This is a genomic window from Ruegeria sp. CDSB114, assembly GCF_059611025.1.
Window position 1 is genome coordinate 76915 of the sequence record NZ_JBXWOT010000011.1, and the last position, 13211, is coordinate 90125.

Here is a 13211-nt window from a genome sequence, read left to right on the forward strand (position 1 = left end):
GGGCACATAGCCCAATATAGCGCGCGCGATCTCAGTGTTAGTGAGACGTTGCGCTGCTTTGTCTCGCCCGCATGGAAGCAGCCCATGTCCGCGTAGGCTTTCAAATCGTTTTAGTGTTTCATCGTAAGATCGAGGTTCTGAAAGCTCGTAATGAAGAAAATGCGATAGGTTCTTTGCATACATAATTATCGCTTAGACTAGCGCTCATCCATCATCAACTCTTCCAAAGCGGCCATTGGCGTAGATGCAGCGACTTGTCGCTTTGGTCCGCTGACTGTGAGTTCGGCTGTTGCCAGATTTTGCTCCCGCAGCGAAAGTCTGGTTCGGTGAAGCTGCATTGCGGCGTGGCCTGACCCAATGAACGGCATCTGTGGGTGGCTCCTGCATTGCAAGAGATTTTTTGCGATTTCTGCGGTCATTTTGTCAGTACTGTCGTCTGTCCGGCCTGTTTATGTTTTGGCATTGCCTCCACTGGCCTTGATGAATTCCGCGAGCGAGGTTCCAATCGGCTTATCGGCCTCGGAGGAGGGCCGCTGCCGTTCCCGGAGTGTCCTTGCTCTTGGTTGACTTAATTCCGCATCATCACTTCAACGTCTTGCATCTTATAGGCAGTCAGCGAGGCTAGAACGCAGGCTGCCGGTACTCCTGTTTCTTCGTGAGCATCGCCCAGATGGCCCGAGCCGCCTTGTTCGCCATAGCGGTTGTCGCCAGTCGGAATGGCTTGTTTGCAATGATCTTCGCCGTCCACAGATCCACTTTTTCAGGCGAACGTTTCGCCATGACCGCGCGCGATGTCATGCCCACCACTAGAAGTTTGCGAATGTAACGATCACCCTGTTTCGTGATCTTGCCCAATCGTTCTTTCCCGCCGCTGGATTTGTTGAGCGGTGTCAGTCCGAGCCAGGCCGCCAGATCGCGTCCGGTCCGGAACTGTTTTGCATCACCAATCGTTGCGACAATCGCAGAGGCCGTAATCGGGCCGATACCAGGCATACGCATCAATCTACGCGCATCTGCATTCAGAAGGGCATGTTGCTGGATCATCTTAGAATAGCCATCGATGCGTTCGTTCAGGCCGAGGAACTGATAGCACTGGATACCGAGCATGCCGTTGGCGATCTCCGGCATTTCTGGATGGTCGCCATCAAGGTGACGCTTTGCAAAAGCCGTCACCGCTTCGATCCCGATGGGCAAGATGTGCCCAAACTCGCGCAACAGGCTGCGGATCATGTTGGCCATCTGCGTGCGCTGCCGGACGGCCAGGTCACGCGTTCTGTGAATGGACAAAATGGCCTGCTGCTCTTCAGTCTTGATGTCTACGAAGCGCATGGTCGGGCGCCGGACCGCCTCGCAGATCGCTTCTGCGTCGACAGCATCGTTCTTTCCACGCTTCACATAGGGTTTGACATATCCGGCAGGCATGAGCTTCACATCATGGCCGAGCTTGCGCAGCTGACGGCCCCAATGATGCGACGATCCGCACGCTTCCATGCCGACCGTGCAAGGTGGCAGCGTCTCGAAGAACAACAGCAGCTTCGCGCGCTTGATGGCTTTGTTGAAAATCACTCGGCCGTTCTCCGAAATGCCGTGAACTTGAAAAACGTCCTTGGCCAGATCCAGGCCGACGGTCTTTACTGTCATTGGGTGGCTCCTTTCCTAGCAGTCGATGACAACTGCACTTTGGCACATTCGATGCCGGTGGAGCAGGAGCCACCCACCTCATCCGCTCAGGGCCGTCCCCGCCTGTGTTCGTGAGGTTATTGTCAGATGCTGCACTTGCTCCGATGGCAGCAGAGAGCCCAGAGTGGCCCTCATCGTGCAAATCGGAGAGCACTATCGGCTATCGCGTTGGCCTCTATTCCAATTTCACGGAGTTGGCCGGTCGGTGATGCTCGATAACTGCAAAAGTATATCCCGTCTCGCCCGCTATTGGCACCACTAAGCTTGGGTGCACCATCCTGCGTAAGAAGATCGCTGCAATCCGGAAGAAGATTTCGAAGGTCGGATCGAAATCCTGTTGCGAGTATCACCGCATCAAATTTATCGTGAGAACCATCCTCGAATACAACTGTCTGATCTTCGAAAGATTGAATGTTACCTCGTACCTCTATGACCCCGGCTTTGATCATATCCACCGTGCCAATATCAATTAGAGGAACCTTACCATCGGTTCTGATCTGTTCGAGAAGTCCGATTGACGATGCTTTAAGTCCAAGGGCGTTCAAGTTGCCAAAAAAAATCCGTTGAACAGTGCGATTGACCATATCGGCAAGCCAGATCGGCAGTTTTGTTTCCAAGATCGAAAGCGTGAGAATTGGAATTCCCATGACCTCTTTTGGAATGATGTTGACGGGGCTTCGAACGGATAGCGCGACCTTTATATTCTTCTCTGCTAGATCAAGAGCGATTTCCCCACCTGAGTTGCCCAATCCAACGACAAGCACACGCAATCCATCGAAGCGATTGGGGTTTGTGTATTCGGAAGAGTGCAGAATTTTTCCGATGTAGTTTTCTTGGCCTGGCCATGAGGGACGGTTGGGATATGATGCAATGCCGGTCGCCAAGATGACGATGTCGGCTGAATATGTGCCTCGATCAGATTGAACCTCCCATTTCTCGGCACGCCTGATAACAGATACCTCGGCACCATATTCAGGATCCAGACCGTGATGTTCCGCATAAGCTTCGAGATATTCAACAACTTGATCACGTGACGGGTATCTCGGAAATCCACGTGGCATGTGGTATCCGGGCAAATTGGAATGCGACTTGTCGGTGTGCAGATGGAGGCGATCGTAGTGATGCCGCCATGATGACGCCAGCTGAGTTTCGCGCTCCAAAATGGTTGCATCGATGGATCGCTTTCGAAACATAGCTGCGCATGCGAGCCCAGCGGGCCCTGACCCGACAACAATTGCCTTGCTTGCCATCGCTTCCCTCTCGATTTCTGGGTCAATACTATTTGGTTCGAGTGGCCATAACAAATTGAACTCCGCATGAGACCCTAAGGGCCGCAAAAGATCATTGGTTCACGGCTTTGGATCTATTTGTCGTCGCCCGGCTTGGATGAGATGGATGAAGATCGCTTCCGATGGCTGCGGGCGTCGAGCGCACCTCCACTTGCCGGGCCGCGCAGAGGCTGGACCAACATCCGGTCGAGCCAGAGGTCGCGGCGCGTGCGAAACTGCTTAATGCCGACCACCATACCCTTGTGTCCTTTCGCAGGCTGCGCGACGTATGTCCCCAGGAGCCGATCCCACCAGGGTAGATTAAAGCCGAAGTTCGAGTTGGTTTCGCGTGGATCAATGGAATGGTGCACTCGGTGCATGTCCGGGGTGACGATGATCCATCTTAGGATACGGTCTAGCGGGCGCGGAAGATCAATGTTGGCGTGATTGAAAAGCGCGGTCGCGTTCAGGATGACCTCGAACAAGAGCACGGCGACAGCGGGGGGACCCAAGGCTGCAACGACCGCGAGCTTGATCCCCATCGAGATGAGGATTTCTACCGGGTGGAACCGCAAGCCTGTGGTCGCGTCGAAATCAAGATCGGCGTGATGCATCCGGTGCAGCCGCCAAAGCCCCGGCACTGCGTGGAACATCACGTGCTGAAGATAGATCGCAAGATCGAGAAGCAGCATTGAGACCGCGATGGCAACCCAAACCGGTACATCTGTGTTGTTGAAGAATCCCCATCCGCGCTCCTCGGCCATCACCGCAAGACTAACTGCGAGGATCGGAAAAGTCAGCCGCAGGATCGCGGTGTCGAGCACGACGAGCGCAAGGTTATTTGTCCATCGCACAACGCGTGGTATTTCCCGTCGCCGCCGGGGTGCTGCAACTTCCCATAGCGCCATGACCGCCAGAATGCCCAGAAAGGCAACAAGGCGGATGGTCGGCTCAGCTGCGAGGATGGTGTCGGACATGGAGCGTGTCTTTCCGGGTTGTCGGTCGCGGCGGGTCTGCCATCATTTCTCAGTGACGAGTGTTCCTTTGTAAAAAATAGCAGTTTTTTACGTGAAATCATCTGAGGGCAGCTCTATCCAGCACCCAACTGCCTACCAACAACTGCTGCAGTTCATTGAGCAGGTTTGACAGATGCTCCCTGGTCTGAGACGCTCCCAACATTCGCAAGGGAGATTCTAACAATGGACCAGCATACTTTCTGATCCCGCCGCGCGCTGACCTTGATTGGCAGAATGCGCATTGAAACGCTCCTGCGGAGGACTCTGACAATGGACATACGGCGCTAGCCCATCTTGGGCGTTCGCAGTCGAGCATCTGCGCGACTTCAGCTTCCTTTTGTCATGAGGTGCATCATGCCCTTCAAACCACCAAAATCCACCTTCGGGCGGACCCTTCCTGCTGTGGAGGACACACCGATATCCGCTAAGTTAGTGAAGGCCAAAGCCAAGCCGCAGCGCGATCTGCGTGTGAAGACACCACCGCGTGCGGCCAAACGGATGAACATGCCCGGAAAAGCGGGCAGTCGTTAGAGACTGGTGCGGGGCGTGTTGTGTGCCCCGCGCTTCTAATCAGGATGGTCCAAAGCGCCCCATAAACTCCACGCTTCGTCGAACACCCGCATGAACTGGTTTTCAGGTATAGTCATCCCTCCATGGAGCGACCTTTGACTTGCTTGTTGAGATCGCTCACTTTGCGACGGCATCGCTCTCAAGAACTTCGCAAGACCCGGGGCCTCGAAGGTGATCCGCACCAGACATCAAAACAGCGGCAATCGAACCCAGATATCCAAGCGACAGAATTGTAACCGCCACCCATACCTGCTTCGACCGGGACCGCAGACCGATCAGCATGGCGAGGGCTAGACCCAAACCGATCTCGAAGATCAGGAAATACTGGCCGTAGTGGCGTGGATCCCAATAGGACACCGGCGAGCGGAAGATCCAATTTGTAAACGGCATCCATTGCGCGCGCGCATCTTCATGGTGCAGCAGGAAGTCAGCCCCGACATGCAAAAGCGCGGAGCTGGCGAATATCATTACGATCAAAACCACTTTACGTGGCCACAAAGCAGGTACGAGCAGACCGACGACGCTCAGGGTGATGAGAGTGAGATATGCAGGGATCGAGTTCAGCAGAATTTGAAGCGTCGTCCATGGCTGTTCCCAGTAACGATAGTGGAACACTTCGCATCCGCTGGCCCCCCGCAACCGCTCGATGACAAACATCGCCCACACGTCAGTATCCGGCACTAGCGCGCCAATCAGGCCTGCCAGCACGACTGTACGGTTCCCTGGCCTGGCGAAGACAGCAGCCGCGACCAGAAGATGGGTTTGGGTGAACACTATCACCTCCACTATTTGACATCCAGGTTGTCATATTTAATAATGACACCCAAGTTGTCAATTGGAGACTCGGAGCCCTGTATGACGGAAAGACAAGAAGAGCTTATCGCGCTGATCAGTGAAATCCGGACCGGGTTCAACCGGCTCAAATCAGTCGCCGAAATCCTGCACAGTGATCTGGAAATCAACCCGTCGATGCGGGCGATCCTTCAGGCGCTGGTTATCAAGGCACCGCAAACGGTTCCTGAAATCGCCAAGGCTAAAGGTGTTTCGCGTCAACATGTCCAAAAGAACATGAACGCCTTGCTGGCGAAGCGTCTTATCCAAGCGCAAGGTAATCCGGATCACAAGCGGTCGGGATTCTACCTTCCCACACCCGGGGGCAAAAAGCTCTTTGCAAAGATTCAAACCCGGGAAGAAGCACCGATGGCTGAGTTGGCTGAGGCCCTGGCCACGTATGACGTTACTGCTTCTGTTCACCTGTTGGCCCGCTTCAATGAAACGATCGAAACCATGATGGAGAAAGGAATCTGACATGGCACAGCAATCGAAACGGCACGGGAAGACCTTCGGGATCGCCTTTTTCGCGCTACTCGTCTGGGGTGTCATCGCCCTGTGGTCCTGGAATACCTTTGCGGTGGAGCTTCTGGGGGTCCATTGCGGGACGGGGCGAAATGACACTCTAAGCGTTTTTCGATAAAGCCGCCGTTCGCGCATAGTGCGGCGGATTCAACGAAAGAGCCCAACCACCACATTCGTCAGACCGCAGAGAATGTCGGCTTCTCTGTCAGCGCTCGGAAAACCTCGACGCGCCTGGTGGTGACTGTAACGCTAGAATGATCGTATCGAGATGCCCCCGCATGGCAATTTCGGCAGAGAGCGGGTCAAGACTTTCGATGGCATCTACGATGCTTTGGTGTTGGTCACTGTGCAGCCGGGTAAACTTTTCGATGCCAAGATGCCGATAGGTTCGATCCCATCGGGTCTGCCAAGCAGAGCGTCGTCTCGCCTCTGACAAAAACGTCAGGACAGAAAGGAGTATCGGGTTTTTTGCCACCTCAGCAATGGTGCGATGGAAAACATCATCCGTTTGCTGGCATTCGAAGCGATCTCGACCCGCTCGGCCAGCCGCGACGCAAACATTTAGCCTCTTAACATCTGAAGGCGACGCGCGTCGGGCGGCTTCCGCAGCGACCACGGGCTCGATCAAATACCTCGCGGTAACAAATTCTTCCACGGACGTTGCGTGAACGATCATGTTCTCGCGGAGGGGTGCGGTTACAGGTCTTGACCCTCGAAACGTCCCTTGGCCGACATGGCGCCAAATTTCGTTCTCCTCTTCCAGAATAGCGAGTGCCTGCCGCAGGGTTTCGCGACTGCATGATAGGCGTTGTGCCAAGTCTCGCTCGGGTGGGAGCTTCGTCCCGATCGTGATATCGGCACTGTTCAGCAGCTTCCGAAGTTCTGCGAGGGCGTTTGCAACTTTCATATCATTGTCCTGAGAATAGACCAATTTGTAGACCAATATAGCACACGCACATGGTCCAACTAAACTGGTGGGAGTAAAAAAAGCTGTTCGAAACAACCATCATTCTTATCGCCGGATTCCTGTGCGGGTCTCTAAACGCCATTGCAGGCGGTGGAACCTTTGTGACACTTCCGACGCTGATCTGGCTCGGCGTGCCGCCCGTTGTCGCCAATGCGACTGCGACGACGATGGCAGTACCTGGATACTGTGCAAGCGTCTGGGCCTATCGCAGCGACATTCGAACGGAAGGTACCCTGCATCTCGGCGCGATCATCGCACTGACTGCAATCGGGGGTGTTGCGGGGGCCCTACTGCTGACCATCACCTCGCCAGACGCTTTTCTTGGTCTTGTGCCGTGGTTGCTACTAACGGCGACATTGTTGTTTGCTTTCTCCCCACGACTTTTGAAGCTATCGGAGGTGCAACACTTCGATCTGCGCTCACCAGTCCTTGCAGGGACGATTTTGCTGCTGGTTATGATCTACGGCGGCTACTTCAATGGCGGCTTAGGCATCATCGTTTTAGCCACGCTGTCGCTCCAGGGTTACCGCAACCTGCACGGCATGAACGGGCTGAAAAATCTCTTGTCGTCAGTTCTGGGAGTTCTGTCGGCCATCACCTTCACGAGCGCTGACCTTATCGCTTGGGACGCGGCCATCCCAATGGCTGCCGCGAACATCTGTGGAGCTTATGTCACGGCTCGCCTTGTGCGCCAAACCAGACGAACAGAGCTGCTCCGGGCAGGGATCATTGCAATAGGCCTAGCAACGACCGCCGTCTTCTTTTTGGCCTGAACGGACAGGAGTCGCGAATGGAAAAAGGATCACAAATCAAACATGCCTACGGCGTCTTGCAGCAAGGTGTCGCGAGCGATAGTGCGCTGACATACCGTCCGCTGCGCGACATGCCTGGTCTGGAAGTGTGCGATTGGCGTGGTCGTTCCGGCGGGCCAGCCTTGGCGACGCATTTCCATCAAGAAGCCCAGCTGACAATCGTGCAACAAGGCTTCCGCTGGCTTTCTGTTGGGTCAGAGACAGTGAGGCTCAGCGCAGGTCAGTTTGTCATCATACCGCCTGGGGTTCCCCATCAGGCGATTGGGCATTCCGAGATCGCGACGCGCAGTTTCGACGTGTTCTTTGACCACCTTGACGACTTGCCGGTCGATCTCCGTCACATCATCGTCGGTGATGCCTCGATTCAACCGGAGATGCGGCTTGAAAACGCTGTTGATGTCGTCTTCAACCGCATTGAGCGTCAACGCATTGAACTTATCCCGATCGCGCATGGAAAGTCTGTAGCGTCCGATTTGATCCTCTCTGTCCGAGAGGATGGTCAACCTGTATCTGATGTCGCGGCCGCGGCCAGGATGAGTCGCGAAGGGTTCATCCGTTTGTTCCACAGGCATGTCGGGATGACGCCTCACTCCTACCGCATCGCTTCAAAAACCTGCCGTGCTCGAGATGCCTTGCGCCGGGGGATGCCACCGGCCGAAGCGGCCTACGATGCTGGCTTTGCCGATCAGAGCCACATGGGACGCACCTTTCTGAAGCTCTACGGAGCGACCCCCGGTGCATTTCGTCAGGCGTGGCGGTCGGAACCGTCACATTCGTTCCAGATAACGCCTTCGAAACACGATACTTTTTAGAAGATACGTCCACAACACCGAGGTCGAAAGATGCACGCATTATTGTTCGAAATGGAGCCCCGGTCGGGCCATGAAAACCATTACTTCAAGCACGCTGAAACCCTGCGTCCTCTTCTCGCGCAACATGCGGGACTTCTTTTCATCGAACGCTTCAAGTCAATCTCGCGTCCAAAAGTGATCCTTTCACATTCTCATTGGCGGGATGAAGCATCACTCGCCAAATGGCGGAGTGACCCCGACCACCACCGCTCGCAAGCCGCCGGTCGCAACAAGCATTTTAAAGACTACCGTCTGCGCATCTCGCACATACTGAAAATGATGCATCATGATGCCGCGCCTGAGGCGTGGACCACCGACGGAGCCTATGCCGACGTTGAAGCTGTTCCAGTCCGTTTTCTCACGATCGTCGCGTCCAATGGCGATCCCTTGGACCTTGGAGGAGAGAGCTTCCATAGCGTGAGTGTCGATGGAAACTTTCTCTGCGTGACGGATGCCGCTTCCCGCGATCACGGCGAAGAAATCATTGCAGAAGCGATGACGAAGCCCCAAGCAACAAGTGCGATGCTGGCTCTTGTTTCCAGAGACTATAGCATGTTCGAACGCGCCGAAGCGCCGCAGTACTTTCCCGATGCGAAAGCGGATCGAACGTCATGACGTGTATTCACGATTGCCGAAGAAGTAGGTGCTGGTTGTGAGACTTACCGAACCTGAACGGTCAACGCATCGTTTTGGCCAAACTTGGCTGAGACAGTATCACCGGATGATATCTTGATCATCGGGCAGAGCGATCCCGTGAGGACCAGATCCCCTTTCGAAAGATGATGTCCTCTGCCATGCAGCTCGCGCGCGAGCCACTGTAGCGCAGCAATTGGATGCCCCATACAGTTTGTTCCTATCCCAGCACCTGCACTTGCTCCATTGACTGACACCGCCACCTCGATCTCCGCGAGATGATCGTGATCTATCGTCCATCGTCTCTCGCCAAGCACAAATCCGGCTGCAAGGGCATTGTCAGCGATCGCGTCGATTCCTGTGATCTGCCAGTCCCGCGACCGGCAATCGACAATCTCAAGGGCCGGGATTGCGAAGTCGATCGCGTTTAGGAGAACAGGCCAGGAAGGATCAGCTATGGCAACGTCATGCCTCATGATCACGGCAATTTCGGGCTCGATCTTCGGGGCAATGAGCTGGTCGGTGTGTATTGCGCACCCAGCCTTGATCTGCATATCAGCAAATAGCGCGCCAAGCATCGGCTCTGTAGCTTTCATCTGTTTGCGGGCCGCTTCTGAGGTCAGCCCGATCTTCCAACCGACCTGTTCGCGTCCGCCCTTGCGCCAGAAAGCGACGTTTACCTCCTGAACCCTGTAGGCGGTCTCCAGAGACCGATTGATCTCTTCTGCGATTGGCACGATCCCTGATATTTCGTTCTCAGCCGTCCGGAATCGCTCTGCAATATGGGCCATATTTTTCATCTACTACTCGTTTGGTTCTCCGCACCCGGCAAAGCGACAGGCGGACATCTAAATTTCTCTGTCGCCTCGTAGACTGTGTGATCTGCCGTTTCTTGTATGGAATGAAAGTGACCTCCCGCATGAGGTCGTGTTGTCCCATCACTTTCATTCCATACTGCCTGCAAACGGTCTGGCATCATCTGACCCAACAGCAAATTATGGATGAGAAAACATGGCAAAAGTAGCATTCCTGGGCCTGGGCGTGATGGGCTATCCGATGGCCGGGTTCCTGAAAACCAAACGTCAGCACGAGGTGACGGTCTACAATCGAACTTCCGACACAGCCGAACGGTGGTGCGGGGAGTATGGAGGTGCCGTCGCCTGGTCTCCTGCAGAAGCCGCAGAGAACGCGGAGTTCGTTTTCTGCTGCGTAGGCAATGACGATCATCTGCGTGCCATCACGATTGGAGATGAGGGTGCATTCTCAACGATGGAAAGCGACACTGTCTTTGTCGATCACACGTCGGCATCGGCTGATGTCGCCCGTGAACTCAACGGAATTGCAGTCGAACGTGGATTTGGATTTCTTGACGCACCCGTCTCTGGCGGAGAGGCAGGCGCGCAGAATGGGGTGTTGACGGTGATGGTTGGCGGCGATCAGAAATACTTCGACAGAGCCGCACCGCTCATCAACTGCTTCGCGAAGAAAGTCGGTCTAATGGGCGAAGCTGGTGCTGGACAGCTGACCAAGCTGATGAACCAGATATGCATCGCCGGCCTCGTCCAGTCGCTTTCGGAAGCCATGCACTTTGCAAAGGCGGCGGGTCTCAACATAGATGCAGCTATCAACCTCATTTCCGAAGGCGCAGCTGGATCGTGGCAGATGGAGAACCGATACGAAACCATGGCGCGTTCCGAATACGAGCATGGTTTTGCTGTGGACTGGATGCGTAAAGACCTCGCAAACTGCCTCGCAGAGGGAAAACGGCTTGGTGTGGGCTTGCCAATCACTGCCCTGATCGATCAGTTCTATGCTGACATTCAAAATCTGGGTGGGGGACGATGGGACACTAGCGCCCTGCTTGCCAGACTCGAAGCGGTGTCCAACAGAAAACCATGAGTTTCGCCACCGAGAACTACCCGATAGCGGCCATTGGTCGAACGGCAAGTTTGTCCGCGACGTGTGAGCTCGAAAATGACGCAGCGAAGGTCGGCTCATTCCAGACTAGCCGTTCATGCAACGCGCGGCGATCGGCAGTTGAGAGCCCAAAATTCCAAATGCTGCACATGGGTCGAACGGCCGCTATCGCGTCGCGGCCTTTCTAGTTTTTGCAGTTTTCTTGCAAAACTTTGAGCGTCCTATTGATCACGCTGCGCACCTCAGGAAGAAATCTGTCCTCGTGATGTGTTACGAGCCATTGATCGTGCGTTAATTCGGTAATTGGTGATGATATCCTCGCAAGCTGCGGAAACTTTGCACCGATGAAGGTGGGGAGAACAGCGCGGCATGAACCGGCGAGGGCCAAGTCAAGCGCGTTGCGCGGCTGAGTAATCTCAACGTCCTCTTTCGTTCGCGGCTTGGTTTGAACCCATTGAGCCGAGGGGGTGGTTCCACGAACACGTGCCCAGCCTGTGACGCTTTTGTTTAGAGCATAGACTGCGAAACGAACCTCACCGATGCTGCGACCAGCAAGCCGCGTGTCGACAGGGCGGTGATTGCGAATTCCGATAACTGCTTCACGATGTCCGATTTCCAACGTCGCATCGTCCGCAATGAACCGAAGTCTCACAGGCTCCCGGCCTGCTATGTAGGAAACCCTTTCGCAAAGCACATGCGTCACCCAGCTCCCCGCAGAAACCTTTACCAACGGTCCCGCCCTTTCGTTCTTGTCGTTCACCAAGGGCAGGATACGGTTTTCCAACCCGGCGACGCTGGCCAGCAGTTCCTCTCCGTCGGGAGTGAGCGCATAGCCACGAGCAGTTCGTTCAAACAACTCTTGGCCCAGCCGCCTTTCCAACGCCAACATTCGCCTGCCGAGGGTTGGCGCACTTTTTCCCGTTGCGGTCGCCGCTGCAGAGAGACCGCCAAGCCGGGCAACGGCGAGAAACAGCCGTAGGTCGTCCCAATCTAACATCGTTTCATTCATGAAATGATTTTTACAGAATGTTCCATTCATGTGAAGGCGCGGGCGTGTTCTGGTGCAGCAAACGATATCTGGAGGTATGAGATGCGCTTTCTAAACCAGGACATTTGCCCCATCGGCATGGGGTGCTGGCCAATCGGTGGTCCGATGTTTGCAGGAGGTGAGACAGTGGGCTACGCAAACTCTGACGATGCGGAATCTGTCCGGACCATCCATGCGGCGTTGGCATCTGGTATCACGCTATTCGATACCGCTCCTGCCTATGGCGCAGGACATGCGGAACGGCTGCTAGCTCGCGCTCTCAAAGGTCGTTCGGATGCGCTGATTGCAACCAAGATCGGTGTCGCCATTAACGAGGAAAGTAAACAGCTATTGGAGAACGAAGAAGACCCAGGCAAGGTGAGTCCTGCGATTGACGCGTCGCTTTCACGGCTCGGAAGAGACCGGATTGATTTGCTTCTATTGCACCTCAACAGCCTTTCGGTTGCAAAGGCAGAAGCGATTTTCGACGAGGTGGAGCGGGCGCGGGTTGCGGGCAAGGTGCGTGCCTACGGTTGGAGTACTGATTTTTCCGCGAATCTCTCATGCGTGGCGGCGCGATCAGGATTTGCAGCCGTCGAACACGCCATGAATGTTCTGCTCGATGCACCAAAGATGCAAAGCGTAGTCGATGAACATCATCTTAGCGCATTGATCAGGTCGCCGCTTGCAATGGGTCTTTTGTCTGGAAGGTATAATTCCGAAACAACTATGCCCGACACCGACATACGTTCAACGTCAAATCCCCGAACAGACTATTTCAAAAATGCCTCCGCAAATCCCGAGTACCTGCAGAGGCTGGATGCCATACGAGACTTGCTGGAGACAGGCGGACGCAGTCTGGTTCAAGGCGCAATCGGTTGGCTTTGGGCAAGGGGGCAGTCGAATATACCTATTCCTGGCATACGAACAGTGGAACAACTCGAAGGTATTGCCGAGGCGTTGTCCTTTGGGCCTCTGCCTGTATCTGTCATGAGCGAAATCGAAACTGTGATCGAACGCAGCCCTGCGGATGCGATAGACCGAGCCCGCTAGAATTTTTTACCAACTATCTTGAAAAATTAGGCTCCGAAGAGGGCGATTCACAAAATCGTCG

General features: G+C 54.8%; 14 protein-coding genes. 7 read left to right on the forward strand and 7 right to left on the reverse strand.

What is annotated here, in order from left to right; all coding sequences use genetic code 11:
• Nucleotides 1–621: 621 nt before the first annotated feature.
• From AC2FIP_RS18170 to AC2FIP_RS18185, 4 genes are all read right to left on the reverse strand, one after another.
• Nucleotides 622–1641, reverse strand: a complete 1020-nt coding sequence (locus AC2FIP_RS18170) for an IS110 family RNA-guided transposase (RefSeq protein WP_496787577.1) — start codon at nucleotides 1639–1641, stop codon at nucleotides 622–624.
• 170 nt (nucleotides 1642–1811) lie between these two features.
• Nucleotides 1812–2984: a flavin-containing monooxygenase gene (locus tag AC2FIP_RS18175; RefSeq protein ID WP_496699072.1), complete on the reverse strand. Its 1173-nt coding sequence runs from the start codon at nucleotides 2982–2984 to the stop codon at nucleotides 1812–1814.
• A 59-nt stretch (nucleotides 2985–3043) separates the two neighbouring features.
• Nucleotides 3044–3925: a sterol desaturase family protein gene (locus tag AC2FIP_RS18180; RefSeq protein WP_496699074.1), complete on the reverse strand. Its 882-nt coding sequence runs from the start codon at nucleotides 3923–3925 to the stop codon at nucleotides 3044–3046.
• Nucleotides 3926–4651: 726 nt separating this feature from the next.
• Nucleotides 4652–5308 carry a hypothetical protein gene (locus AC2FIP_RS18185; RefSeq protein ID WP_496787580.1) on the reverse strand — a complete coding sequence of 219 codons (657 nt, stop codon included), beginning with the start codon at nucleotides 5306–5308 and terminating at the stop codon, nucleotides 4652–4654.
• An 81-nt stretch (nucleotides 5309–5389) separates the two neighbouring features.
• On the opposite strand from AC2FIP_RS18185, the gene AC2FIP_RS18190 reads away from it, so the two are divergent.
• Entirely contained in the window at nucleotides 5390–5842 is a 453-nt protein-coding gene (locus tag AC2FIP_RS18190; RefSeq protein WP_496787582.1) for a MarR family transcriptional regulator, read from the forward strand.
• Between the two features lies 1 nt (nucleotide 5843).
• Complete coding sequence (locus tag AC2FIP_RS18195; RefSeq protein ID WP_496787584.1) at nucleotides 5844–6008, forward strand: hypothetical protein; 165 nt, start codon at nucleotides 5844–5846, stop codon at nucleotides 6006–6008.
• Between the two features lie 87 nt (nucleotides 6009–6095).
• On the opposite strand, the gene AC2FIP_RS18200 is transcribed toward AC2FIP_RS18195, so the two are convergent.
• Nucleotides 6096–6797, reverse strand: a complete 702-nt coding sequence (locus tag AC2FIP_RS18200) for a FadR/GntR family transcriptional regulator (protein WP_496787587.1) — start codon at nucleotides 6795–6797, stop codon at nucleotides 6096–6098.
• Between the two features lie 107 nt (nucleotides 6798–6904).
• Here AC2FIP_RS18200 and AC2FIP_RS18205 point away from each other — a divergent pair, with 107 nt between their 5' ends.
• Genes AC2FIP_RS18205 through AC2FIP_RS18215 form a run of 3 tightly spaced genes read left to right on the forward strand, consistent with a single transcriptional unit; the run spans nucleotide 6905 to nucleotide 9135 of the window.
• Nucleotides 6905–7630: a sulfite exporter TauE/SafE family protein gene (locus AC2FIP_RS18205; protein WP_496787637.1), complete on the forward strand. Its 726-nt coding sequence runs from the start codon at nucleotides 6905–6907 to the stop codon at nucleotides 7628–7630.
• A 17-nt stretch (nucleotides 7631–7647) separates the two neighbouring features.
• The gene (locus tag AC2FIP_RS18210; protein ID WP_496787589.1) at nucleotides 7648–8481 is read left to right on the forward strand and encodes a helix-turn-helix domain-containing protein; all 834 of its coding nucleotides are present in this window, start codon (nucleotides 7648–7650) and stop codon (nucleotides 8479–8481) included.
• A 30-nt stretch (nucleotides 8482–8511) separates the two neighbouring features.
• Nucleotides 8512–9135: an antibiotic biosynthesis monooxygenase family protein gene (locus AC2FIP_RS18215; RefSeq protein WP_496787591.1), complete on the forward strand. Its 624-nt coding sequence runs from the start codon at nucleotides 8512–8514 to the stop codon at nucleotides 9133–9135.
• A gap of 44 nt (nucleotides 9136–9179) precedes the next feature.
• On the opposite strand, the gene AC2FIP_RS18220 is transcribed toward AC2FIP_RS18215, so the two are convergent.
• Nucleotides 9180–9953: a 2-keto-4-pentenoate hydratase gene (locus tag AC2FIP_RS18220; RefSeq protein ID WP_496787593.1), complete on the reverse strand. Its 774-nt coding sequence runs from the start codon at nucleotides 9951–9953 to the stop codon at nucleotides 9180–9182.
• Nucleotides 9954–10164: 211 nt separating this feature from the next.
• Between AC2FIP_RS18220 and AC2FIP_RS18225 the strand changes: the two genes are divergently transcribed.
• Entirely contained in the window at nucleotides 10165–11052 is an 888-nt protein-coding gene (locus AC2FIP_RS18225) for an NAD(P)-dependent oxidoreductase (protein ID WP_496787594.1), read from the forward strand.
• Nucleotides 11053–11254: 202 nt separating this feature from the next.
• Here AC2FIP_RS18225 and AC2FIP_RS18230 read toward each other — a convergent pair whose 3' ends face one another.
• The gene (locus AC2FIP_RS18230) at nucleotides 11255–12109 is read right to left on the reverse strand and encodes a LysR family transcriptional regulator (RefSeq protein WP_496787596.1); all 855 of its coding nucleotides are present in this window, start codon (nucleotides 12107–12109) and stop codon (nucleotides 11255–11257) included.
• A 51-nt stretch (nucleotides 12110–12160) separates the two neighbouring features.
• Here AC2FIP_RS18230 and AC2FIP_RS18235 point away from each other — a divergent pair, with 51 nt between their 5' ends.
• Complete coding sequence (locus tag AC2FIP_RS18235) at nucleotides 12161–13150, forward strand: aldo/keto reductase (protein ID WP_496787598.1); 990 nt, start codon at nucleotides 12161–12163, stop codon at nucleotides 13148–13150.
• The last annotated feature ends 61 nt before the right edge of the window (nucleotides 13151–13211 follow it).